The organism is Streptomyces sp. HPF1205 (genome assembly GCF_020400825.1).
In the GTDB taxonomy this organism is placed as follows: Bacteria; Actinomycetota; Actinomycetes; order Streptomycetales; family Streptomycetaceae; genus Actinacidiphila.
Map to the genome: position 1 here is coordinate 24,109 of NZ_JAINVH010000022.1, position 22,095 is coordinate 46,203.

The 22,095-nt window shown below is 70.1% G+C and carries 24 protein-coding genes and 3 pseudogenes; 12 read left to right on the forward strand and 15 right to left on the reverse strand.

What is annotated here, in order from left to right:
• Positions 1-7: 7 nt before the first annotated feature.
• Entirely contained in the window at positions 8-1,078 is a 1,071-nt protein-coding gene (locus tag K7G61_RS23530) for a ferritin-like protein (RefSeq protein ID WP_225848944.1), read from the reverse strand.
• Positions 1,079-1,520: 442 nt separating this feature from the next.
• Here K7G61_RS23530 and K7G61_RS23535 point away from each other — a divergent pair, with 442 nt between their 5' ends.
• Positions 1,521-1,922: an OsmC family protein gene (locus tag K7G61_RS23535; protein ID WP_225848945.1), complete on the forward strand. Its 402-nt coding sequence runs from the start codon at positions 1,521-1,523 to the stop codon at positions 1,920-1,922.
• Positions 1,923-2,092: 170 nt separating this feature from the next.
• Here K7G61_RS23535 and K7G61_RS23540 read toward each other — a convergent pair whose 3' ends face one another.
• Positions 2,093-2,431, reverse strand: coding sequence for a hypothetical protein (locus K7G61_RS23540; RefSeq protein ID WP_225848946.1), 339 nt, complete (start codon positions 2,429-2,431; stop codon positions 2,093-2,095).
• A gap of 113 nt (positions 2,432-2,544) precedes the next feature.
• Here K7G61_RS23540 and K7G61_RS37345 point away from each other — a divergent pair.
• Positions 2,545-2,699 (forward strand): annotated as a pseudogene (locus K7G61_RS37345) (RNA polymerase subunit sigma-24); the annotation flags it as partial.
• A gap of 30 nt (positions 2,700-2,729) precedes the next feature.
• Here K7G61_RS37345 and K7G61_RS23545 read toward each other — a convergent pair.
• A complete protein-coding gene (locus tag K7G61_RS23545; protein WP_225848947.1) occupies positions 2,730-3,470 on the reverse strand; it encodes an SDR family NAD(P)-dependent oxidoreductase in 741 nt (246 codons plus the stop codon).
• A gap of 228 nt (positions 3,471-3,698) precedes the next feature.
• A pseudogene (gene fdxA, locus K7G61_RS23550) lies at positions 3,699-3,995 on the reverse strand (ferredoxin); the annotation flags it as partial.
• An 89-nt stretch (positions 3,996-4,084) separates the two neighbouring features.
• Between fdxA and K7G61_RS37025 the strand changes: the two are divergent.
• Both K7G61_RS37025 and K7G61_RS23560 read left to right on the forward strand, forming a co-directional pair.
• Positions 4,085-4,735: an antibiotic biosynthesis monooxygenase family protein gene (locus K7G61_RS37025; protein WP_225848949.1), complete on the forward strand. Its 651-nt coding sequence runs from the start codon at positions 4,085-4,087 to the stop codon at positions 4,733-4,735.
• A 65-nt stretch (positions 4,736-4,800) separates the two neighbouring features.
• Positions 4,801-5,016 (forward strand): hypothetical protein, encoded by a 216-nt coding sequence (locus tag K7G61_RS23560; protein WP_225848950.1) that lies wholly within the window; start codon positions 4,801-4,803, stop codon positions 5,014-5,016.
• Between the two features lie 122 nt (positions 5,017-5,138).
• Here K7G61_RS23560 and K7G61_RS23565 read toward each other — a convergent pair.
• Both K7G61_RS23565 and K7G61_RS23570 read right to left on the reverse strand, forming a co-directional pair.
• Positions 5,139-5,603 (reverse strand): annotated as a pseudogene (locus K7G61_RS23565) (alpha/beta fold hydrolase); the annotation flags it as partial.
• A 144-nt stretch (positions 5,604-5,747) separates the two neighbouring features.
• Entirely contained in the window at positions 5,748-7,226 is a 1,479-nt protein-coding gene (locus tag K7G61_RS23570; protein WP_225849029.1) for a cytochrome bc complex cytochrome b subunit, read from the reverse strand.
• Between the two features lie 235 nt (positions 7,227-7,461).
• Here K7G61_RS23570 and K7G61_RS23575 point away from each other — a divergent pair, with 235 nt between their 5' ends.
• Positions 7,462-7,626 (forward strand): hypothetical protein, encoded by a 165-nt coding sequence (locus K7G61_RS23575; protein WP_225848951.1) that lies wholly within the window; start codon positions 7,462-7,464, stop codon positions 7,624-7,626.
• A gap of 76 nt (positions 7,627-7,702) precedes the next feature.
• Positions 7,703-8,200: a hypothetical protein gene (locus K7G61_RS23580; RefSeq protein WP_225848952.1), complete on the forward strand. Its 498-nt coding sequence runs from the start codon at positions 7,703-7,705 to the stop codon at positions 8,198-8,200.
• A gap of 66 nt (positions 8,201-8,266) precedes the next feature.
• Here K7G61_RS23580 and K7G61_RS23585 read toward each other — a convergent pair whose 3' ends face one another.
• Together K7G61_RS23585 and K7G61_RS23590 are read right to left on the reverse strand one after the other, a co-directional pair.
• Complete coding sequence (locus K7G61_RS23585; RefSeq protein ID WP_225848953.1) at positions 8,267-8,419, reverse strand: hypothetical protein; 153 nt, start codon at positions 8,417-8,419, stop codon at positions 8,267-8,269.
• Between the two features lie 52 nt (positions 8,420-8,471).
• Positions 8,472-9,260 carry a DUF427 domain-containing protein gene (locus tag K7G61_RS23590; RefSeq protein WP_225848954.1) on the reverse strand — a complete coding sequence of 263 codons (789 nt, stop codon included), beginning with the start codon at positions 9,258-9,260 and terminating at the stop codon, positions 8,472-8,474.
• Between K7G61_RS23590 and K7G61_RS23595 the strand changes: the two genes are divergently transcribed.
• Positions 9,259-9,471: a hypothetical protein gene (locus tag K7G61_RS23595; RefSeq protein WP_225848955.1), complete on the forward strand. Its 213-nt coding sequence runs from the start codon at positions 9,259-9,261 to the stop codon at positions 9,469-9,471. The genes K7G61_RS23590 and K7G61_RS23595 overlap by 2 nt on opposite strands.
• A gap of 100 nt (positions 9,472-9,571) precedes the next feature.
• Here the strand turns inward: K7G61_RS23595 and K7G61_RS23600 are convergent, their stop codons facing one another.
• From K7G61_RS23600 to K7G61_RS23610, 3 genes are all read right to left on the reverse strand, one after another.
• Entirely contained in the window at positions 9,572-10,039 is a 468-nt protein-coding gene (locus K7G61_RS23600; protein ID WP_225848956.1) for a cupin domain-containing protein, read from the reverse strand.
• Positions 10,040-10,268: 229 nt separating this feature from the next.
• A complete protein-coding gene (locus K7G61_RS23605; protein WP_308190685.1) occupies positions 10,269-10,910 on the reverse strand; it encodes a DUF5134 domain-containing protein in 642 nt (213 codons plus the stop codon).
• Between the two features lie 417 nt (positions 10,911-11,327).
• Positions 11,328-11,594: a WhiB family transcriptional regulator gene (locus tag K7G61_RS23610; RefSeq protein WP_225848957.1), complete on the reverse strand. Its 267-nt coding sequence runs from the start codon at positions 11,592-11,594 to the stop codon at positions 11,328-11,330.
• A gap of 352 nt (positions 11,595-11,946) precedes the next feature.
• On the opposite strand from K7G61_RS23610, the gene K7G61_RS23615 reads away from it, so the two are divergent.
• A complete protein-coding gene (locus K7G61_RS23615) occupies positions 11,947-12,537 on the forward strand; it encodes a TetR/AcrR family transcriptional regulator (RefSeq protein WP_225849031.1) in 591 nt (196 codons plus the stop codon).
• A gap of 135 nt (positions 12,538-12,672) precedes the next feature.
• Positions 12,673-13,431, forward strand: a complete 759-nt coding sequence (locus tag K7G61_RS23620) for an SDR family NAD(P)-dependent oxidoreductase (protein ID WP_225848958.1) — start codon at positions 12,673-12,675, stop codon at positions 13,429-13,431.
• A 165-nt stretch (positions 13,432-13,596) separates the two neighbouring features.
• Here K7G61_RS23620 and K7G61_RS23625 read toward each other — a convergent pair whose 3' ends face one another.
• Together K7G61_RS23625 and K7G61_RS23630 are read right to left on the reverse strand one after the other, a co-directional pair.
• Positions 13,597-15,132 (reverse strand): hypothetical protein, encoded by a 1,536-nt coding sequence (locus K7G61_RS23625; protein ID WP_225848959.1) that lies wholly within the window; start codon positions 15,130-15,132, stop codon positions 13,597-13,599.
• 244 nt (positions 15,133-15,376) lie between these two features.
• Entirely contained in the window at positions 15,377-16,573 is a 1,197-nt protein-coding gene (locus tag K7G61_RS23630) for an epoxide hydrolase family protein (protein ID WP_225848960.1), read from the reverse strand.
• 64 nt (positions 16,574-16,637) lie between these two features.
• Between K7G61_RS23630 and K7G61_RS23635 the strand changes: the two genes are divergently transcribed.
• The gene (locus K7G61_RS23635; protein WP_225848961.1) at positions 16,638-17,267 is read left to right on the forward strand and encodes a TetR/AcrR family transcriptional regulator; all 630 of its coding nucleotides are present in this window, start codon (positions 16,638-16,640) and stop codon (positions 17,265-17,267) included.
• A gap of 119 nt (positions 17,268-17,386) precedes the next feature.
• Here K7G61_RS23635 and K7G61_RS23640 read toward each other — a convergent pair whose 3' ends face one another.
• Positions 17,387-18,178 (reverse strand): helix-turn-helix domain-containing protein, encoded by a 792-nt coding sequence (locus K7G61_RS23640; RefSeq protein ID WP_225848962.1) that lies wholly within the window; start codon positions 18,176-18,178, stop codon positions 17,387-17,389.
• A gap of 183 nt (positions 18,179-18,361) precedes the next feature.
• On the opposite strand from K7G61_RS23640, the gene K7G61_RS23645 reads away from it, so the two are divergent.
• Positions 18,362-18,802 carry a nuclear transport factor 2 family protein gene (locus K7G61_RS23645; protein ID WP_225848963.1) on the forward strand — a complete coding sequence of 147 codons (441 nt, stop codon included), beginning with the start codon at positions 18,362-18,364 and terminating at the stop codon, positions 18,800-18,802.
• A 194-nt stretch (positions 18,803-18,996) separates the two neighbouring features.
• On the opposite strand, the gene K7G61_RS23650 is transcribed toward K7G61_RS23645, so the two are convergent.
• On the reverse strand, positions 18,997-19,713 hold the full coding sequence (locus tag K7G61_RS23650) for an SDR family oxidoreductase (RefSeq protein ID WP_225849032.1): 717 nt from the start codon (positions 19,711-19,713) through the stop codon (positions 18,997-18,999).
• 560 nt (positions 19,714-20,273) lie between these two features.
• Between K7G61_RS23650 and K7G61_RS37350 the strand changes: the two genes are divergently transcribed.
• Positions 20,274-22,034, forward strand: coding sequence for a glycosyl hydrolase (locus K7G61_RS37350; RefSeq protein WP_374204213.1), 1,761 nt, complete (start codon positions 20,274-20,276; stop codon positions 22,032-22,034).
• Positions 22,035-22,095 lie beyond the last annotated feature (61 nt).

Here is a 22,095-nt window from a genome sequence, read left to right on the forward strand (position 1 = left end):
GGCTGGATCACCGGCGCAGGTCCGGCTCAACGTACTCGAAAGTCGGTCCGGCGGTCGTGCCGTCGCCTTCCGGCATCTCCATCAGGGCCTGGGCCTGCGACTTCAACGCGTACATCGTGCCGGTCGCGGCCGCAAGCCTGTCCGGGCTGCCGTTGAACGTCTCCTCCAGCAGCTGGAGCAGCCCGCAGTAGGTGCGGTTGAACTCCTCCTGCGCGGATCGGATCGAGCTCCCCTCCGGGTGGTCCGACACCAGCGGGTTGGGGCGCATCGGACGGACGCCGGACAGGTCGAGCGTGACCGGCTCCCCCGTGGGGCCGGACTGCGGTGTGTCACCGCGCAGGTAGCGCCGGCCCAGCGTGAGTTCCCGGAACCGGTAGTAGTGCGAGACCTCGTCGCGCTCGGGGTGGAAGATGTCCCGGTCGCCGTCCCACACCTCGCCCCGCGCTGTACCCTCGCCTTGCTCGACGATCTCCTCCAGTGCCGCCAGGGCAGAGCCGAGATCGGTGACCGGAGCCAGCTGCCCGCCCGTGTGCCGGAAGGGGCCGCCGGTGACCTGGCGCGCCGGGTCTCCGCAGAAGACCGCGGCTTCGCCGAGTTCGGCGCACAGGTGGTGCAGTCCGTCCTCGATGGCGTCGTAGAACTGACCGATCGTCTCGTAATCGTCGCTTTCGGCCGATGCGCCGGGCGGGGCCGGCTGCTCGAGGCGAAGGAACATCTCCAGCGCCTCGGGCCCGAACGGTAGGAGGGACAGGCGCAGGGAGCGGTTGCCGTGGGGCAGGGTGCGGGGGTGCTGTTGCAGCAACTCGGTTGTGTCGAGACGCGGTCGGCCGCCGACCGCATTCAGGAGGTTCGCCGCCAGGGCCAGATGAATCATCTCTTCCACGAAGACGCCACCGACTGCCTCGACGGCGTCCGGGTTCCGCTGAGGATCGAGCGAGTAGAGCGCGCAGAGATAGGGCGGCAGCGTGGCGTGTTCGAGTTCCAGCGCCCACTGGAGGTGCTGTCGCAGGCTTTCGAGCGTCGCTATCCGTACCGTCGAGGGTGCCTCGGTGGCCTCAAGCTGTTCCTGGTGATTCACAAGTGTTCCCACTTTCGGTGTTCGGACATGGCCCTATGCCCCGTCGGTGTCGGGGCGGCCGCCGTGGTGTCTGAGGTCTCGACCCGCGGCAGTGCTGCCGCGGGTCGACGAGCGCAGGGCGGGCGCGGGGAGGTACGGGGCCAGCCGGGCCCGAGCGTCTGTCAGTGATGACCAGGCAGCCGTCGGATCTGTGACAACAGAAGTGAGCCTCTTCCCTCGGCGGGCTGTCCGGCGTCGGGCAATCCGTGTACTTCGTTGTGAAGCTGCTGCAGGAGGAGCAGGTGCGCATGTCGCCGGTCCCCCACTCCATCGTGCGTGCCGCGCCGTTCTTCGAGGCGGTCGCGGAACACCTGAGCACCGTGTGACAGCCCCCGCGGCCACCTGTCACAGGAAGCGGAGCCGTCCTGTCTCAGTGGTGAAGCGCATACCGGAGGAGAAGATCATGACCTCACGCACAGTAGCCGTGAGCGAGGGCCGGGGTCTCGCTCGGTCCATCGCGGTCGGCACACACATACTGACCGCGGACGAACCCCGGCCCATCAGCGGCGATACCGGTCCGACACCCGGTGAGCTGCTCCTGGCGGCCCTCGGGGCGTGCACGTCCATGGCGGTACGCGCGTCCGCGGACCGGCACGACTGGCCGCTCGATCAGGTCGACGTCACCGTGCAGTTCGACGCGCACGGACGGATCACCAAGGAGGTCCGCCTCACGGGCGAGCTGGACCCCGACCACATCAAGGGCCTGGTCTCGGTGGCCGAGCGCTGCCCCGTCCACCGGTTGCTGGCTGAGCAGACCCCGATCGTGACCGTGCCCACCGTCGTCACGCCTCGACCTGCTGAGTGACGACGAGGCGAGCGCGGTACTGCGTTCCCTCGCTCCTGCCTACTTCTTCGACTGCTGGGGGCGGGAGGAGGAGTTCGGTCCCGCACGCGGCCCGCTGCGCAGTGGTCACCTTCCTGTCCGCGACAAGCGATCACACCGTGTGAGTCTGTGAACCGACCCGTGCCGCCGGGTCACCCGTGTGTGAGGATCACCGTGACGGACACGGTCACGGCCACGGTGACCAGGGCCATCGCAACCAGTACGCCTCGAAGCCGGCGCGTGAAGCGCAGGCGGTGATCCTCTTCCGCCGCGCTGACCCTGTCCGCGATGTGCTCTGTCACCATGCAGGCGACGTAGATCTGTTCCTCGAGGTACCAGCGCTCGATGTCCGCCTTCTGATCGGCGGTCAGCCCGGGCTCGCGACCGGTGAAATCGCCCACGCGGCGACGTGCCGCCCGCAGATGGGCCTGTCGGTACAGGAAGCTCTCGATGTCGGTCAGGCCCCGGGAGGCCTCCTGGTGTATGTCCACGGTGTCTCGCTCCATCGGGATGACGGGGAACGGGTCTTCCCGGTCTTGGTGATATCGGTTCAAGGGACCGGGGAACGCCACACGGAGATCGCCGCCGTCCTCGCCTCGGTGCGGCCAACGTCCGGACGCTTGTGAGCCTGGCCCGGAAGCACCTGGCGGCCGAGCGGCGCGAGCGGGTCACCCCTGCCGAGCACCGGCGGCTGATGGAGGGTCCCTCTCAGCCGCCCGCACGGGCGATGTCACGGCGCTCGAAGACCTCCTCGTGGCGTCGCCGGCCGGCTGAGCGCGCGGCGCCGGCTCAGCGGGTCTGGTCGGTCGGCCTGATCAGTATCTCGTTGACGGCGACGTGCGCAGGCTGGGTGACCGCGTAGACGACGGCGGCGGCCACGTCCTCCGGCTGGAGGGTGCGCATGGCCGCGGCCATCTCCCTGGCCTTCGCCCGCATGGCCGGGTCAGTGCTGTGGGTGGTCAGCTCGGTCGACACGAAGCCGGGTTCGATGACGACGACCCGCACACCGTGCTCCGTGACCTCCTGGCGCAGCGCCTCGGAGAAGGCCGTGACACCGAACTTGGTGGCCGCGTAGACACCGGCGCCGGCCGAGGCGGAACGCCCCGAGGTCGAGGAGACCTGCACCACCGCGCCTTTGGTGTCGAGCAGGTGGGGCAGGGCAGCGTGGACCGCGTACATGGAGCCGAGCAGATTGATCGCGACCATGTGCGTCCAGTCGGAGATGTCCGCGGTCAGGATCGCGCCGTTGAGCATGACGCCCGCGTTGTTCACCAGGACGTCCAAGCGGCCGAAACGCGTGACGGTCGCCGCGACCGCGTCCCTTACGGACTGCGGGTCCGCGACGTTCAGTTCCAGGGCCAGAACATCGCCCCCCGGGGCTTCGTCGGCCAGCGATCTCAGCCGGTCGGTGCGGCGTGCCCCGGCTGCCACCGACGCCCCGGCCCGTGCCAGCGCCAGCGCCGTGGCCCTGCCGATGCCCGAGGACGCCCCGGTGACCAGGACGGCCTTGCCTTCCAGTGTGCTGCTCACGTTCTGCCTCTTTCGCTTTGGTGCGAGGGTCATCGGATACGCGGAAGGCGCCTGCGATCAGCACACATCACTGCCCGCGCGGTACAGCGGTCTCACTGGTCTCAAGGCCAGTGCCGACCGGCGACGCCGTCAGGATTCGGGTGCGCCGAGGGCAGCGGGGAACCAGAGGTCGACGACGTCCGCCTCGTCCCTGCGGGCGGTGAAGGCGGCGATTCCCTTCTTGTCCGCGTGCTGCGGTGGTAGTCCCGCCACCACCGGGTGGTCGCCGCGCGCCGTACCGTCGTCGGAAGGTTGCTGGAAGAACTCGGCGTTGACGGCCAGATAGTACGACCAGTGCTGCGGAAGCTCAGCCTCGGGGAAGATCGCGTCGACCGGGCACACCGGCTCGCACGCGTGGCAGTCAACGCATGCCACGGGGTCGATGTAGAGGGTCCGCTCGCCTTCGTGGATGCAGTCCTCCGGGCATTCCACCAGGCATGCCTTGTCCTTGACGTCGACACATGGCTGCGCGATGACGTATGTCATTCTTCCTCCCTTTCCCCTTCTCGGCAGAGCTCCGCGGGCCGCCGGTGCGATGTACTGGCCGACTGTTAGACCGGGCGGCTCCCGATGTTGTGACGCGTGCCCTGGAGGGACGCGGCGGCATCGTCACCGACGCGCGCCTGCGTATCTCGGCGCCCGTCGTCGACGCGGCGAGCGGCGTCGCAGGCGCCTGCCACCCTTCACCACGGGGGGCGTGCGTCGAACAGTGTGCAATGCCCCGCGGCCGACCGGTCGCGGCCGCGCGCAAGCATGGTGTGGCCAGGACGCCGTCCTCACGCACCCCGCCGGGCGGCGACACGCCCCGGGGCGATCACGCGAGTAAGTGCGACGGCGGTCACAAACTCGCCGCGTGCCCGGTCACAGTGGGCATGAATCACTCGCTGGAATCGAAGACCGCTGTCGACGGACCGGTCATCGTCATCAAGACCTACACCGTGCCGACGGCCGAAGCCGACTACTTCACCGAGGCGTACCAGGAAAACGCCCGGATCATGTCGACCCAGTCCGGCTTCCTCCGCTCCCGTCTGCACCGTCCCCTGGCAGACGCCCCGGAGACGCGTTTCGTCCACGTCGCGGAGTGGACGTCGGGCACCGCGCTCGACAAAGCCATGGGAAACCCCGAGTGGCATGCCTCGCTGCAACGCCTGTTCGACGACCCGGGCCTGCACATCACCTCGGAGCCTGCCGGCTACCGAGTCGTTGTCGAACTCCGTCCTTCCTGACAAGAGTGGCTGCCGCCGGCAGCGTCGGGCCAGTGCGGGCCTACCCATGCTCGCAGGAACAGACCTTGCCCACTGAGTCCGCAGACACGGGCGCTGCCGACCGCCGCACGTTCTTCAAGCGCGCGTCGGCAGCCGCCGCGGTTCCGACGACCGGCACGCTGCTCGGCGGCTTCCCGGGTACCGCTGCCGCAGCCGGCTCGTCCCGCCTTCCGGACTATGCGCCGGGCCCGCCCGCCTCGGTCGGGCCCGCGCTCAACGCCGGCGGCTGCTTCGTCGGGTGATCACCTCGCCCTCGCGGCGGGCACGTCGGAGAGCGGGCTGCGGCGATCCACCCGCGCGGTCGAGCCGGTGTTGAAGGGGCGGGATGCGCGATGAGGCGCCCCGCCCCTTCGGCGGTTCCAGATCAGTCGGCGGTTCCCATCGACGCCTGCTCGATGACCTCGGCGACGTCACCCGGATGGGAGACGCTCACCGCGTGCGAGGAGCGGACCTCCACCGTGTGGGCGTGGGCGCGCTCGGCCATGAAGCGCTGGGCCTGCGGCGGGATGTTGCGGTCCTGCGTAGCCACCAGGGCCCATGACGGGATGGTCTTCCAGGCGGGCTCACCGGCGCCGTCGTGCAGAGCGGCGTTGGTGACCGGCCGCTGGGAGACGGCCATCAGGTCGGAGACGTCCCGGGGTACGTCGGCGGCGAACTGGTCGTGGAACTCGGCCGGGACGATGGTCAGATCGGCGTCTTTCGAACCGTCCGGCAGCGTGACCGGAACGGCGTGCAGGGTGTCCCCAAGCGTGCTGCCGGGGAACTTCGACGACAGATCGAACGCGCTCTCGCCCTTGTCGGGCAGGAAGCCCGCGACGTATACGAGCGCAGAGCCGAATGGCCCTCATGTTTTATGACCGAGTATCACCAGAAAGTGTGACAACAAGAAGCTTTGAGGGTCTTCTGCGGCGAGGCCGGGCGGCCTGCGCGCCACGGACGGGCCGGCCGGCCCGGGCCCGTGCCGGCGCGGGGGTCATGGCAGTGGTTCGGGTGGCTTGGGCGGCTTCCGTGCGGTGAGGATCTGCCGCCGTCGCCGGTCGAGTGGCTCGTGGATCTCGGTGTAGCCGCCGTTGGGTAGCCGTACGATGATGCCGGTCTCGCGCCCGTGCAGGACCATGTCGCGGTCACGCTGCTGCAGGCCCAGCGCGAGCCGTCGCGTCACGGTGTGGACCACGGCCGGCACGGTGAAGAGGCCGATGCGAACCGCCCAGGTCACCGCGTTGACGGAGACGTGGAAATGCGTGGCGATGATGTCGTTGGCGCCCCCTGTGAGCGTCAGCAGGTACACGCTCAGCCATGCGGTGCCCAGCGCGGTGCGCACCGGGTGGTCGCGCGGTCTGTCCAGCAGGTGGTGCTCGCGGCGGTCGCCGGTGACCCGGGTCTCGATGAAGGGATAGGCGCCCAGCGCGAGGAAGAGGCCGACCGCGGCCAGCAGCGGCACGAGCACGTCCAGGACCAGCGTGTGGCCCCCCACGGTGACCTCCCAGCCGGGCATGACGCGGAGCAACCCGTCGAGGGCGCCCATGTACCAGTCCGGCTGCGATCCGGACGAGACCTGGTCGGGGCGGTAAGGGCCGTACTCCCAGATGGGGTTGATCTGCGCCACCGCCGCCATGGTGAAGATCACCCCGGCGACGATGAAGAGGTAGCCCGCCGACTTCACGGCGTACACCCGCAGCGGCAGGCCGACGACGTTGCGTTCGGTGCGTCCGGGAGCGGCCCACTGGGTGTGCCGGTGCCGCAGGCGCAGAGCCAGGTGGGCGGCGAGCAGTGCGGTGATCACGGCGGGGAGCAGCAGGACGTGGAGGGTGGCGAAGCGGGCCTCCAGGTCGTGGCCGGGGAATGCGCCGCCGAAGAGGAGGTACGACAGGTACGTGCCGACGACGGGGACCGCCAGCAAGGTGCCCTCGACGACCGCCAGGCCGGTGCCGGACAGCAGGTCGCCCGGCAGGTCGTAGCCCGTCAGGCCCTCCACCATGCCTACGACCAGCACGAGGAAGTCCAGCACCCAGGTCAGCTCGCGCGGCCGGCGGAAGGCCCCGGTGAAGAACACGCGCATCAGGTGCGCGAGGACGGCGGCGAGGAAGATCAGCGCCGCCCAGTGGTGGGCCTGGCGCATCAGCAGACCGCCGCGTACCTCGAACGAGATGTGCATCGTCGAGTCGAACGCCCCGGACACCCTCTGCCCGTCCAGCGGCGCGTAACTGCCGTGGTACACCGTCGGTTGCGCCGAGGGGTGGAAGAAGAAGGACAGGTAGACGCCGGTGACGACGAGGACGAGGAAGCTGTAGAGGGCGATCTCCCACAGCATGAAGGACCAGTGGTCCGGGACCGCCCTGCGCAGAGCGGCCCTCGACAGCCCGCCCGTTCCCGTGCGCGTCCGCGCCCATCGCGCGAGCCGCTCCCCCGCCGGCTCCCGCCATGCCCGGACCGGCTCGCTCTCCTCGCCCATCGCCTCACTCATTCCTGGATCGCCCTCCGCACGCCGCGACCGAACGGGTCACACAGGGAAGACCGGGCAGGAACACATGGTGTGACAATTAGTGATGCGTCGCACAGTTTTTCATGATCGACGCGCTGCCCGGACGCACGGAAATCGACCGTCACGACTCTCCCGGCTGTCTGGTCATTCAGGTAGGGGGGCCTGCCCCCAGCCGCCGACCGGACCGACCCCAGGGAAGAGCCACATGTTCCTCCACCCCGACCAGTGTTCCGATCCCGCCGCCGGTGCCCTGCTGGAAGCCGAAGCCGCCCTGCTGGAAGCCCGGCTGCGGATGCTTCGGGAGGCGCTCGGCAGTGTCGACGCACGCATCGCCGCGGTTGCCGAGGAACTGCGCCGACGGAACCGTTAGGTCGCCCTCCCACGACACCGACAGCCGTTGCATTCCGAAGGAACGGTGGCAACAATGGTGCAGTCGAGAGGAACACATGGTCTCTGCTGCCAATCGGCCACCGAACACGGCGCATGACATCGAGGTCACAGCCGGGGACCTCCAGGAGGAGCTGGCCCGCCTGGAGATCCAGAAGCAGGCCCTGGAGCGGGAGTTGTCCGCGGTTGTCGCCCATCTGAGTTCCGTCCAACGCGTCCTGGGTACGCTCCAGGCCGTGCTCCCCTCCCAGGAGCCGAAGTCGGCGCCTGTCGCACCGCCGGTACCGGCAGCTCCCGGCGAGAAGCCGTCCCTCAAGGCTGCGGACAGCGCCTCGGCCGGGGACGACGAGCAGAGGACGTACGGCAGGCTCACCGAGCAGATCCTGGAGTTCTTCGCCGGGACGGGCGGCGCCGACGTACGCGCGCGGGACGTGGCCGCGGCACTCGGCCGGGACACGGACAACGGCAGCATCAACGCGGTCCGCAGCACCCTGGACCGGCTCGTCGGCACCTCCCGGATCCGGCGCAGCGGGCGCGGGCTCTACCGCGCCGGGTAGCCCTGTGCCGCGTGCCCGTACCGGGTGGATCGCACCGTGTGATCCCGGCCGCCCGCGCAGGCCCGTTCACGGGGTGGGGGCGTCCGCCGGCAGTTCTTCGTGGCGGGGCTCCCCGTGGGTGACGAAGGCTTCGCGGGGCCGTTGCACCAAGACCAGCGAGGCGTGCCGTTCGGCATCCGCGTACCGCTCGGGGCGCGAGTGGCCGCGAGGCGCTGCCACCGATCTTCCTGACAGCCCTGGCACCGCCTCGCGGCCGATGCGGATGCTCCGGCTAGTCAGTGGCGACCCGGGTGGGGTCGGTGGGCCTCGGCAGCAGGAAACCGTCGATGTACAGATCGACCCTCTCGTTGTAGAAAGCGGTCAGCCCGGCGATGCGGTTGGCGTGGATGGTCGGGAAGTCGTACATCCAGGCGATGTCCTCGTGGGAAGCGGTGTCACCGTCGAACGACCAGTAGCTGCTCGTCGTCCCCTTGTACGGGCATCGGGTCACCGTGTCCGAGTGCCGCAGCCGCGTCCAGTCGATGTTCGTGCGGTTGAGGTAGTAGCGGGTCGGCAGGCCGGTCTCGAACAGCTTCACGCAATCGGCAGCCTCCGCCAGCACGACACCGTCCAACTCGACTCGGACGCTGCTGCTCGAACGCAGGGCGTCCACACGGGAGTAGGGGCTCCGAGGATGGACGAAGACCGGCTCGTCCTCCTCGAACCAGTAGTCCAGTGCCTCCCACTCGAAGCGCACGGTGCCGCGCAGTGGTCCCGGGGCGCCCTCGCCCCAGACCCACGCAGCCCCCGCACGGACCTCCGGACCGACCTGCAGGGTGTGACGGTGCGCGGGACCGGCACCGAGTTGCTCACTGTGCTCGTCGTCGTGGAGCACGCCGTCCACCAGGTCCTCGACCGGAATGCTGAACTGGGGATAGGCCTGCCATTCCCACACGTACAGCGCGCGGCGCGTGTCGAAGACCACGCGCCCGCCGACCATTCCCCGGATACGGCGGGGAACGGGCTCGACGTGCCCGATCGGGACGATGAGGCTGGGGTGCAGGACGCTTTCGGTTGCCATGGTGATCACCTTTGTGTTCGCTGATGGTGGCTCGCCGGGCCTGGTGGCCGCCTGCGGCGCAGAGGGGCGCGAGGCCGCCGGCGCGTCGGTCGCCTGCGGCACACCGCGGCAGACCGCCGCGCCTTCCCGTCTGCCGCATGGGCGGACACACGGCATGTTGACGAAGCCGCCGTTGGTTTCCCGGTTCGCCGGTCACCAGACCGCCGAATGACACCGGTCCGGGACCGGTGAGCGCCGGTCCGGGACCGGTGAGCGCCGGTGTGGCACCGCCCGCCGCCCTCGGTCGGCGGACGGTGCCATAACCGCGAGGGTCAGGCGCTGGGCCGCGGGGCACGCAGGTGTGCCCGCCTCCGCAGTTCCTCCTCGTCGACGAGTTCGAGCATGGGCTTGCCGGGGGCGCACATCATCGTGACGACGAACTCGGTCCTCTCGTCGGAGAGGGCGTTGCCGTCCTGGTAATGGATGGCATCGCCGCCGGGCTCCCAAAAGGTGCCACCGGCCTCGACGATGCGCTCGGGCTCGCCCTCGAGTTCGAAGCGCACCGCGCCCTTGATGACATAGCCGAACGCCGGGCCGGAGTGGCGGTGCGGTGGGGTGCCGGGGTCACCGGGCTCCCACTCGACGTGGATGGTCATCGCCGAGGCGCCCTCCGGAACAGTGATCGGGGAGGCGTCCTGAAGCATCCTCGCCGCCCGGGTCCAACTCGGCCCGTCCCCGGCGACGGTACCGTGACCGTGCCCCACGTGGCCGTCGTGGGCGTGCTGTGAATTCTCCGACACTGAGTCGCACCTTCCGTGATCCCACCGTGTTCCGGCACCGTCTTCGGCTGCCACGGTGGTCATGTGGCCGGTCGTGAAGACCGCTCGACCCTCCTGACCGGACGTCCGGCGGATCTGTGACACGTGCGACGCCCGGCTGCCCTCCGGCATCCGCAGTCGGCGGTGTCGCGCGGTGTCGCCGGAACGGGACCCGTGCGGTAGGGCCGCCGTCGGAGCCTGTGACACCCGGTCAGTGAGGCATGAGCAGCATCACGGCCGTTCCCAGCGCCATGGCCCCGTCACGCAGGTGGCCGTACGGATCGTGCGTCGCGGCTCGGCGCCGCGCGGTGTCCGCGGCGGGCGTGGGATGGGGCATCGGGTTCAACCACCTTACGCCGCAGGCAAGGAGGTACGCGGTCAGCAGACCGGTGACCACGTCGGCCGTCGCCGGGACGCTCGCAGCGTGATCAACAGTTGCAAAGTGGTGCGCACCCGGCCCGCTTCCGGCCGGGGTCTCGTGGGATGGGACCGCCCACATGTGGGGAGTCCACAGCATCCAGGCCATCGCCGCCATACCGGCCGCAGGTGGCAGTCGGTCGGCCATCGCCGCTGACTCCCCGGTGCGGCGGTGGACCGCGGTCAGGGGGAACCAAAGAGCGCCTGCCATGAGGAGGACCGTCGTGGTCGGGCCCGAGAGCGATCGGCCCAGGCCCCAAGGCATCGCTGCCATGACAACGGCCGTGGCGAAGTGCAGGAGGTGGTCCACCCGGTCACGCCGCCCCATCCCCGGCGTCCGGGCACCGTGCAGCAATGCGTGCAACGCCGCTGACGCGAAGAGCACCGTCAGCATGCAGCGCACGACGTCGACGGGAGTATGCACAGGGCAGGTCATGTGGTGGGCAGCGCGGCCACGCCATCGTCGGATTCGCGGAACGCGTCCGTAGGCGTCTCGTCCGACATCGTGCGCACCTTCCCCGGTCCATCACCGCTCACGGACCTGACCGACCGGCTCCCGGACTACCACCACTGGGAGGACAGATGTGACGGCTTCTTGCGCGGTGCGGCCCCGCCTGCGAGCGGGTATCGATCCTGCCCGGCGGGCGCCACGGCGGCGCCCACCGCCGCCCTCCGCACCCTGGGTAGCCGTCCACGCGCCCCGGGGCCGCTGCCGGGACGCCCTCCGTCGAAGGCGAACTCCTCGAATAGCTACCCGCCGGCCCTGCGAAGCGCCGGGGGCACGGGGACGCTTCGTGGAGGGGAACAGCACGCGCGCACCCGTACCGCAAGGACGACGAGATGCTGCCGGCACTCAGGCGGCGTTGTCCGTCGCCTCCGACTCGCGCGCCGCACTCCGCCGCATCGCGCGGCGCTCCCCTTCGGTTGTGCCACCCCAGATCCCCTCCACCGGCCCGACATCGATGGCCCACGCCAAACACTGCCTCGTCACAGGGCAATGGCTGCAGACGACCTTCGCCTCGTCCGTCTGCAGCACTGCCATACCGCTGTTGACGCCGCCTATCGGGAAGAAGAGATCAGGGTCTTCGCGTAGGCAGAGACCGCGTACGCGCCAGTCCATAGGACACCTCCTGCGTGCGGCACGGATACCGCTTCGCCGTGTGGGGAAGCGAGAAGAAGGCGGTGGGTGGGTGCATGACCCGCGCTTCACCCTGAAAGACCGCGCGGTCGGCGGATGTGTGACACCGAACCGCGGTGGCCGCTTCGGAACGGACCCGGCCGCCCACTGCCCTGGACTCCGGCAGGAAATCCCCCCAAAGGCCGTTACTCTTTTCGCCACCGCCTATCGCGTTCTGGGCAGTGCTGTCGAGGCCGAGGACGTCGTCCAGGACGGCGATGCCCACGGCGGCGGACACTTTGCGGAACCGTCGCCAGTATTGGACCGATCGATCTCATTGGGTTACGGTGGTGGCGTGGCCAGGACCAAGGCATTCGATCCGGACGCCGCGCTGCGGTCGGCCCTCGATCTGTTCTGGCGGCGCGGCTACGAAGCGACGTCGGTGGCGGACCTCGTGGAGCACCTCGGGATCGGTCGCGCCAGCCTCTACGCGACCTTCGGGGGCAAGCGCGAGCTGTACCTGAAGGCGCTGGACCGGTACGTCGAGACGCGCGACCCGCTCATCCTCGAGGAACTGTCGCAGCCGGGTCCCGTGATGCCCGCGGTGCGGGCGATGGTACGCCGTTTCGCGGCGGAGGCTTCGGCGCCGGAAGTACGGCTGGCCGGCTGCTTCGTCACCAACACGGCCGCGGAACTGGGTCCGCACGATCCCGCGGCGGCCCGCCGCGTGGAGAACAGCTGGGAATACGTCGAGACGATGCTGTACTCCGCCTTCGTGCGGGCCCGGGCCCAGGGCGAGCTTCCCGAGGATCGCGATCCGCGTGCGCTGGCCCGCATGCTCCTCGTCATGCTGCAAGGGGTGCGCGTCGTCGGCAAGGTGTCGGACGATCCCGCGCGGGTGCGGGACGCCGCGGAGCAGGCTCTGGCCCTGTTGCCCCGGATCTGATTCATCGGAGCGAGCAGTCGTCACATCGCGCGACTCGTCCTGATCGGGGCGGTAATACTGAACTGATCGGTCTAGTATTCGGCGCATGCGCCGTCCCTGACGATGCTGTCTTTCTCACCAGAAGGAACCAACGCCATGAACCGCTTCACCGACAAGACCGTTCTCGTCACCGGCGCCGGGTCCGGCCTGGGCCGTGCGATCGCACTCGCCTTCGCCGCCGAGGGCGCGTCCGTGGTCGCCGCGGGCCGCACCGCGGTCACTTTGGACGAGACCGTCGCTCTCGTCGAAGGCGCCGGCGGCAAGGCTGCCGCCGTCACGGCCGACGTGACCGACTCCCGGCAGCTCGACAACCTCGTACGCGAGAGCGTTGCCCGCTTCGGCGGCCTGGACATCGCGGTCAACAACGCCGGCGTGTTCCGCGGCGGTGTACCCGCCGGCGAGGTCGAGGAGGAAGACTGGGACGTGGTGCTGCGGACCAATGTCACCGGAGTGTGGCTGGCCATGAAGCACGAGATGGCCTACATGAGGGGTCACGGCGGCGGGGTCATCGTCAACGTGTCCGCCAACCTGGGCGCGCACCGCCGGATCCGCGGTGCGGCGCCGTACATCACGTCCAAGGCGGCGGTGTCCGCGCTCACCCGCGCCGCCGCGCTCGACCACATCCACGAGAACATCCGCATCAACGCCGTCAGCCCCGGTGCCTCCGACGCACCGATGTCCCTGCGTCCCGGCGAGACCCCGGCCGACCGCGCGGAGCGGGTGAAGAGCGAGAACCCGCTCGGACGGGTCGCGAAGGCCGAGGAGGTCGCGGCCGCGGTGCTCTACCTCGCCTCCCCCCTCGCCGGTTCGGTCGTCGGCGCGGACCTGGTCATCGACAGCGGAGCCTCCGCCTGATCACAACCGCTACGGCTGCTCGGTCTTCGCCGTCTCCGCCCCGATCCGAAGCGTCCGCTGGGCCGGGTCGACGTCGTCGGTCCGCAGCGAGCGCAGCTCCTCGCGCCGCACGCGCGCTCGTGGGCCAGGGCGAGCAGCACCCGGTTCCGCCGCGCGGCGGTCGGCTCAGAAAGGGACGGTCCACTGGACGCAGTTGAACCAGTAGGCCGTGCACCCGGGCGTTCCGGTGGTACTGCCGGTCGCACTGCCGGCGGTGGTCGTGCCACCGACCGCACTACCGCCGGTCGTCGTGCCACCGACCGCACTACCGCCGGTCGTCGTATCACCGGTCGTTGTGCCACCGACCGCCGTGCCGCCGCTGGACGCGGACCCGCCAGTGGACGCGGACCCGCCGGTGGACGACGAGCTGCCGGTGGACGACGAGTTGCCGCCAACGGTGCCGGCCGTCGCGCTTCCGGTCGAGGCGCCGCCGGAGACCCCGCCGCCGGAGGTGGTGCCGGCTCCGGAAGGGCCACCCCAGCTGAAGACACGGCCCTGGTTGTCGATGCGCATCGCCTTGGCGCTGACGACGCCGTCGGGCAAGGGGAGGTCGATGCGCCGACCGGCGCGCCACAGGCACGGGACGAACTCGCCGGTGGCCGCCGGCAGGTAGTAGCCGCAGATGTCTCCGAGGTCGTTGATGGCAAGGGCCTCCGCGAGCGTGGTGTCGCCCGGGACCGGCAGCACCGTCACGGTGTCCCCCGACCACAGGACCGGCACGTCGGGTCCGGAGTCGTCGTAGCCCGCAGCGACCACGTCCCCACGCATGTTGACCGCCTGCGTGCCCTGTACCCGCACCCCGCCGGAGATGTCGCCGGGCGGCAGCGGCGAGAGCTGGGAGGTGCCGGCCTGCCAGCGGAAGGCGCGGCGGCCGGAGGGCGAGCCGGTTGTGGGGGTCGCGGTGCCGGCGACCTGCCCGCGGTCGTTGAGCGACGTCGGCAGGACGTCCATCCCGCCGCCGCCGATGTCCGTCAGCCAGGTGGCCCGGCCCGCCTGCCAGAAGAAGGACAGTCTTGTGCAGGGGTTGTCGGGGTTCACGACCGTCGCGACGACGGCTCCCCGGTTGTTCAGCGCGATCGCGCGGATGTCCTGCCAGGGGCCGTCGCCCGGCGGCAGGACCGGGGTGGCCCGCCCCCGGTCGTAGAGGAACATCCGGTCGTACGTCCACCCTTCGGATTCGCTGGGCCAGGTCGAGCGGGCCTGGACCAGGACCCGGCCCGAGCTGTTCATGGCGGCGGCCCGGGTGTGCAGGGAACCCATCCGTATCGGCTGCGGGACGCCGTCGGTCCACACCAGGGCGGTGCGGCGGTCGGCGTCGTCGTACGTCCCGGCGTACTGGCCCAGGTCGCTGATGCCCACGAGCTCCAGCGGCCGCAGGCCGCCCGGCGCGAGCGGGGCCGAGACCTGACCGCCCGACCACAGGACCGGCTCGAAGGGGAACGTGCCGAACAGGCCGGCGCCGACGATCTGGCCGAACCGGTTGACGCCGGTGATCCAGGTGACCGCGCCGCACCCGCTCGACGAGCGCAACGGTGTGGTCGTGATGCCCCCCGGGCCCGGGCGGGCCGCCGCCGACACCCGGGAGGCCCCGAAGCCGATCACCGCGGCGCCCGCGAGCGCTCCGCCCAGTATCGCCCGGCGGCTCGTACCCTCGTGTGGCATACGGCAACTCCCCCGTCGTCTCGACTGCCCCGGTGGGCAGAGTGACACGCACGTGCCGCGGGGCACAGGCACCATCGCGCCACATCGACCGGGGGCAGTCGGCCGCCGCGTGCCGTAGCCGCGTGCCCTGGCCGTGAACGGCGGCACGACGGGCGAGCGCGGATCAGCCAGGACCCTTCCGGCCCAGGCCGTACAGGCAGAACTGCAGGAGGCTCGCTTTCGTCTTCGACTTCGCGCGTCGGCGTCAGGAACGAAGGGTGCGCAGGCCGGCGCGGATTTCGCCGACCAGGATCTCGGGCTGTTCCAAGGCCGCGAAGTGCCCGCCCTTGTCGGCCTCGCCGTAGTGGATCAGGTTACTGTAGGTGTCTTCGATCCAGCTTCGCGGCAGGCGTGGGATGTCCTTCGGGAAGACGGTCACCGCGACCGGAAGCGTCAGCTTCGGACCGGCGAGAGTGGCCGATTTGTTCTCCCAGTAGATGCGGGCGGACGAAGCTGCGCTGTTGGTGAACCAGTAGAGGGATATCGCGTCGAGCATGTCGTCCATACCGAGGACGTCCTCGGCGAGCCCGTGGTTGTCGGTCTTGGACTGGAACTTCTCGTAGATCCAGGCCGCCTGACCCGCGGGAGAGTCCGCCAGGGCGAATCCCACGGTTTCCGGCTTCGTGCGCTGAAGGTGGTTCGACCCACCGAGCTCGCCGGTGTAGAGCGCGAGGGTCTCCACGGCGTGGCGCTGTTCGGGCGACAAGGTGTCGGGTATCCGTGCGGGGAAGGCGTACTGGGTGTTCAGATGAATCCCGAGCAGCCCCTCGGGTCGCATGGCCCCGAGGGCGGTGGTGACGACCGCGCCCCAGTCGCCGCCTTGCGCGGCCCACCTGGTGTAGCCGAGGCGCTTCATCAGCTCCGCCCAGGCGCTTGCGATGCGCGCTACGGTCCACCCGGTCTGCGTGGGCTTCTGGGAGAACCCGAAACCGGGGAGCGACGGGACGACGACGTCGAACGAATCGGCGGCGTCGCCTCCGAACGAGACCGGATCGGTCAGCGGGCCGATCAGCTTCAGGAACTCGACGATCGAGCCCGGCCATCCGTGCGTGAGTATCAGCGGCATCGCGTCGGGATTCCTGGACCTGACATGGATGAAGTGGATGTCCAGCCCGTCGATCTCGGCCAGGAATTGGGGGAAGCGATTGAGCCGGGACTCCAAGCGCCGCCAGTCGTAGTCGCGCTCCCAGTAGTCGATCAGGGATCTGGCGTTCTCCACGCGAACCCCTTGCGACCAGTCGCCCACCGTTTCCGGATCCGGCCATCGGGTTCCGGCCAGTCGCCGCTTCACGTCGTCGATCTGCGAATCCGGGATCGCGACGGTGAACGGGCGGACGAGAGCAGCGGTCGGGGGTGTCGGTGCGGTCATCGTCTTGTTCTCCTGGCCTTCGACGCACAGCACAACTCTTCGTTGCACACCAGTGTGCAACGTACTGCATTGCACATCGGTGTGCAACACTGGTGTCGTGCCCACCGAATCCGCCCGTGCGCGCTCGACGAGCGAGACACGTGATCGCATCCTCGATGTCGCCCTCGATGTACTGGGAGACGACCCCGAAGCCGCAATGGGCGACATCGCCTCCGCCGCCGGCGTCGTCCGTCGCACGGTCTACGGCCATTTCCCCTCGCGCCTGGACCTCGTTCGGACACTCACGGAACGGGCCGTCGCCGAGGTGACAGCCGTGCTCACCGAAGTCAACGCCTCCGACGCGGAGGCGGACGCGACGTGGGCCGAATTCGTCGCCCGCCTCTGGCCGGTGGCGCACCGGTACCGAGTGCTGTTGGCGCTGCGCCGCGGGGAGTACGGCGAGGCGATCCACGGCCTCCTCGGGCCGGTCGACGAGCTCCTCGCCGGCCTCGTGAAACGGGGCCAGGACAACGACGTGTTCGCGCAGCACCTGCCGGCGGGCATCCTGAGCCAGCTCGCCTACGGCGCCGTGTTCGCCATCGCGGACAGCGCCATCGCGGACAGCGCCATCGCGGACAGCGACCGGTCGAACGGAACCGTCGGCGCCCGGGCAGCGACGATCACGAGCCTGCTGATGCTGGGAGTTCCCGAGGCGCGCGCGATCGCCCTCGTGGGCGACCGGCCCTGACCGCCGGAAAACGACCGACGGCGTGCTCTCCGCACCGCGATCAGCGGCGTGATCACGGCCCCCTCCGGCCCGGTCGCCTCCGTCCGGCACGGCTTGCGCTCACCCACCGCTGCGCGGGGCTACGCGGTCGCTGCCCGCATGAGGCCCGCCGTCCGGGCGTCCGCCGGGAAGAACGTCTCGACGGCGATCTCGTCGAGCGTCACGTCGCGCGGCGAACCGAAGACCGTGGTGGTGTACAGCAGCGCGAGTTCGCCGTGCTCGGACGACAGCCGGAGCGGGATCACCAGGTCGTCGGCCGGCTCGTCCGGGGACGGCGGATCGGCGCCCGTCCGCCGGACGGGATAGCCCTCCAGTTCCGCGAGCAGCTCGGCAAGGCCGGCGGCCGACGTCCGCGCCAACTGGCGCCGCACCCGCCGCAGTACCAGGGCCCGCCACTGCGCGAGGTTGCGGATGCGCGGGGCGAGGCCGTCGGGATGGAGAGTCGCCCTCAGTACGTTGAGCGGCGGCCGCGTCAGCTCGGCGGACACACCGTCGAGGAACACCCCCATCGCGCGGTTGGCGGCCAGCAGCTCCCAGCGCACGTTGACCGCGAGCGCCGGGTTCGGCTCGTGGCCGGTCAGCACGGCCTCCACCACCTCGCGCGCCGCGCCCAGATCCGCGAAGGGGCGCTCGGCGTGCACCGGGGCGAACCCCGCCGCAAGGTAGAGCACGTTGCGTTCCCGCAGCGGCACGTCCAGTTCGTCGCACAGCCGGCGGATCATGTCCCGGCTCGGGTTGGCGCGGCCGGTCTCGATGTAGCTCAGGTGCCGGGTCGACAGTTGCGCGGCGAGCGACACGTCGAGCTGCGAGCGCCGGCACCGCTCACGCCAGCGCCGCAGCAGCACCCCGACCGGCTCAGTGGTGGTCGTCATGGCCCTCAGGCTGCCCGAAGGCGCGCACGGCGGCAATGACCTCCGAGGTCATCGACAGTCCGCACCGGCGGGCCGCACAGTCGTGAGCCGGGAGGCGGCATCCGGTGACGCGGGGGGACCACGGGACGCCGTCTCCCACCCCGTACGTCCCGCATGACGCGAGCCGACGAAAGGACACCGGCCATGACCGACACGACAGCTCAGCCCGCCACCGGAGAGGCAGCAGCCGCCGGGCACGCGGAACAGCTCGACAGGTACATCAGCTTCTGGAACGCCGACACCGAGACCGAGCAGCACCGGCTCGCGGCAGCGGTCTTCGCCGACGACGTCGAGTACCGCGCGCTGATCGGTGTGCTCACCGGGCCCCAGGCGCTGATCGACTTCCGGAACCGGTTCACCGGCCACATGGGCGACGTGGCGCTCCGCCTGCGCGAGCAGCCCCAGGTCCACCACGACCGCGCCAGGCTGCGGTGGGAGATCCTCATCGACAACGGCGTGGGCGACAGCACGTCCTTCGCCACCGGAACCGATGTGATCCAGCTCGACGAGGACGGCCGGATCGGCTCCATCACCGTGTTCCTCGACCGCGCGCCCGATGGCTTCACCCCCGAAACGCACCATTAGCCGCTCGTCCCACTTGGGGACGGTCGATCCGGGCCGGCGCCCGGTGGCGCGCGCTGTCATCGTCCCGCTGCGGTGCAGTGGGGTGCGGTGCGGTGCGGGTGCCCGGCCGTGGACGCGGGATCCGCGCGTCGGGGCCGCCGTCCAAGGGGGCCTGCCCGGGCCGCCGCCCGGACCGCTTCTCTCGCGGACGCGGCTCAGCCGGGGATGAGCTGCTGACCGCCGTCGATGTCGTACGTCCCGCCGGTGAGTGCCTCGTTGCACATGATGTGCACCGCCAGCGAGGCGACGTCGCCCGGCCCCACCACCCGTCCGATGGGCAGCGTCGCGCGCAGTTCCGCGCGCCTGGCCTCGAGTCGATCGCCCAGGAGCGAGGCCGACAGGGGCGTGTCGACGAATCCGGCGGCGATGAGGTTCACGCGGACCGGCGCCATCTCCAGCGCCAGGTTCGCGATGAGGGCCGGCAGGGCCGCGGTCATGGCGGACATGACGGACAGTCCGACGCCGGGCCGCCGCCCGCCCGTGCCGCCGATGTAGATCAGGGTGCCTGCGGGGCGGACCTTGTCACGGCTGCAGAGGGCGATGCCGAGGGTGAGGGCCATGCGCTCGTCGAAGCCGCGGCGGGCGGCGGCGAGGTCCATGCCGTCCAGGGGCATGTACGTGGGGGTGCCCGCGGTGCTCATGACGTGGTCGACCGGACCGGGCAGGTCCTGGAAGAACTCCTGGAGGCGGTCGGGGTCGGTGGCGTCGAACGACGCCGTGCCTGCGGCGCCGACCTCGGCGGCCGCCTCCCGCAGGCGGTCGGGGTCGCGGCCGACCAGGATGACGTCGCCACCGCGCGCACGGACCTGACGCGCGGTCTCCCGCCCCATCCCGGCACTGCCGCCGATCACCACTACGGTCTGGCCCGCCATGTCGGACGGGTGCGTGGCACTGTGGTCGCTCGCCGATGCGTTCACGGGCCGCCATCGCCTCCGGGGATCTCGCCGTCACCTGCGCCGCATCCATTGGACACCTCGCACGCCCGCGCACCCGCGTCGCCACGCGGACGGCCGCCCGTCATAACCCAAGCGAGTGCCCCGGCACGCCCTCATCCATCGGGAGAGTGGCGCGGAAGCCGTGCTCATCGGCACACCACCCCGCCACCGGCGTCGTCCGGGGCGAAGGCGCCCCGGTTGAGGCCACGGGTTACGGTCGCGTCCCTTGACATATTAACCGCTTCACCATCAGTCTCTTCACGAACGCTTCCATGTGCTCTCCCACGGAGCACGCGCAGTTGTGTGCCTGTTCGCAGGCTTCGTAGCAGTCCTGGACGTTGTTGGTGAACCGCTCCTGGGGATACCCGCGCCGCAGGCTCTACTGAAGCGCTTCACCTGCATGCCGTTGCGGCGATGCCCTGCCATCCGGTCTCGCCGCGAGGTGGTCTCGCGAGTCGGGTACCGCGTCATGAGTCGTACGCGACAGGAGGCAGTGCATGAGGATGCGGAGAAGAAGGCTGAGAGCGTGGTTCGCGGGAGTGGCGGCGGCCGCGGTCGTGCCGGCGGCGTGCGCGCTGACCGGGGTGCCGGGGGCGGACGCGGCCACGGCGTCGACCTGCGACGTGCAGTACCAGGTGACCAATGACTGGGGTGGCGGCGCCACGGTGAACGTCGTGGTGACCAACGACACCGCGAGCGCCGTGAACGGCTGGACGGTGGCCTGGAGTTTCCCCGGCGGCCAGACCGTCACTGACATGTGGAACGCCACCAGGACCCAAAGTGGTGCCGCCTTGACGGCCACCAACGTCGATTACGACGCGGTCATTCCGGCCGGCGGAGGCAGCGTCACCTTCGGTTTCAACGTCGGCTACAGCGGATCGGATCCGGCTCCGACCGCCTTCACCCTCAACGGCACACCGTGCGGCGGAAGCACGCCGACGCCCACACCGACCGGCACCACCCCGACACCCACCCCGACGCCGACGGTTACCGGCGGCGCCCCAGCGGGCAATCTTGCGCTGCACCGGCCGGTGACGGCCTCGTCGAGCGAGGGCACTGGGCTCACCGCGGACATGGCCGTTGACGGTGACGCGGGCACCCGCTGGTCCAGCTCGTACTCCGATCCCCAATGGATCCAGGTGGACCTGGGTGCGGTCTACCCGGTCAGCCAAGTGGTCCTGCGCTGGGAGACGGCTTACGCTCGTGCGTACCGGATCCAGACCTCGGCCGACGGCACCACGTGGAGCGACGTTTACACCACGACCACCGGGGCCGGCGGCATCGAGACGCTGAACGTGACCGGCAGCGGCCGCTACGTACGCATGTACGGCACGGCGCGCGGTACGAGCTGGGGCTACTCGCTGTACGAGTTCGAGGTGTACGCGGTGCCGCCCAAAGGGTCGGACTGCGGTCAGGTGCCGGCCGACCCGAACGCCGATTCCAAGGCCCGCAACCTGCTGTGCTACCTCAAGACGCACGCCTACGTCAGCGGGCAGACCGACGCCGCCGACTCCGACAAGGTCCAGGCGCTCACCGGCCGTTACCCGGCGATCACCGCGTTCGACTTCATGGAGTACACCAACGGCCAGATCCAGACCCAGAGCGTCATCGACTGGTACAACGCCCACCACGGCATCGTGGCCTTCCAGTGGCACTGGTACTGCCCCCACGGCGGCAACTACGCGGCGCCGTGCGACTTCCAGCCCGACCTGTCCAACCCGTCATCCAAGCTCTACCAGGACATCGACCTGATCGTGGCGCAGCTCAAGAAGCTGGGTGACGCCGGCATCCCGGTCCTGTTCCGTCCCCTGCACGAGAGCAACAACGACTACATGTGGTGGACGAAGAAGGGACCGGACGCCTACAAGCAGCTGTGGCGCCTGATCCACCAGCGCGCGCAACTGGCCGGCGTGCACAACGTGCTGTGGGTCTTCAACGGCATGGCCAGTGGTCAGAGCACGGCGCTGTCCGCCTGGTACCCCGGAGACTCCTATGCCGACCTGGTGACCTCCGACTACTTCCAGAGCCCGAGCGACTACGGCATCTGCGCCTCCGTCGGCACCGGCAAGACCGCCGCGGTCGCCGAGACCTTCAGCCCGCTCGACGCGGCATCGGATCCGGCCTGGTCGTACTTCGTCGTATGGGCCTCCCGGGACTGGGCGGGCAGCGGCAAGGACGTCCAGGGCCTGTGGAAGACCGCCATGGCCAACCCCAAGACCATTTCCGTCGACCAGCTCCCCGACATGACGAAGTGGTGAGTCCGCCCACCCGTTCCTGATCACCCGCTCGGCGGCCGGTGGTGCGGGCCGGCCGGGCCGG

Excerpts from the sequence above, each read along its gene's own strand:
- K7G61_RS23645 (WP_225848963.1), top strand. The coding sequence starts at position 18,362 with ATGACCGACACGACAGCTCAGCCCGCCACCGGAGAGGCAGCAGCCGCC.
- K7G61_RS23535 (WP_225848945.1), top strand. The coding sequence starts at position 1,521 with ATGACCTCACGCACAGTAGCCGTGAGCGAGGGCCGGGGTCTCGCTCGG.
- K7G61_RS23625 (WP_225848959.1), bottom strand. The coding sequence starts at position 15,132 with ATGCCACACGAGGGTACGAGCCGCCGGGCGATACTGGGCGGAGCGCTC.
- K7G61_RS23595 (WP_225848955.1), top strand. The coding sequence starts at position 9,259 with ATGGTGATCACCTTTGTGTTCGCTGATGGTGGCTCGCCGGGCCTGGTG.
- K7G61_RS23605 (WP_308190685.1), bottom strand. The coding sequence starts at position 10,910 with ATGACCTGCCCTGTGCATACTCCCGTCGACGTCGTGCGCTGCATGCTG.
- K7G61_RS23580 (WP_225848952.1), top strand. The coding sequence starts at position 7,703 with ATGGTCTCTGCTGCCAATCGGCCACCGAACACGGCGCATGACATCGAG.
- K7G61_RS23620 (WP_225848958.1), top strand. The coding sequence starts at position 12,673 with ATGAACCGCTTCACCGACAAGACCGTTCTCGTCACCGGCGCCGGGTCC.
- K7G61_RS23570 (WP_225849029.1), bottom strand. The coding sequence starts at position 7,226 with ATGGGCGAGGAGAGCGAGCCGGTCCGGGCATGGCGGGAGCCGGCGGGG.
- K7G61_RS23640 (WP_225848962.1), bottom strand. The coding sequence starts at position 18,178 with ATGACGACCACCACTGAGCCGGTCGGGGTGCTGCTGCGGCGCTGGCGT.
- K7G61_RS23610 (WP_225848957.1), bottom strand. The coding sequence starts at position 11,594 with ATGGACTGGCGCGTACGCGGTCTCTGCCTACGCGAAGACCCTGATCTC.
- K7G61_RS37350 (WP_374204213.1), top strand. The coding sequence starts at position 20,274 with ATGAGGATGCGGAGAAGAAGGCTGAGAGCGTGGTTCGCGGGAGTGGCG.
- K7G61_RS23590 (WP_225848954.1), bottom strand. The coding sequence starts at position 9,260 with ATGGCAACCGAAAGCGTCCTGCACCCCAGCCTCATCGTCCCGATCGGG.
- K7G61_RS23575 (WP_225848951.1), top strand. The coding sequence starts at position 7,462 with ATGTTCCTCCACCCCGACCAGTGTTCCGATCCCGCCGCCGGTGCCCTG.
- K7G61_RS23650 (WP_225849032.1), bottom strand. The coding sequence starts at position 19,713 with ATGGCGGGCCAGACCGTAGTGGTGATCGGCGGCAGTGCCGGGATGGGG.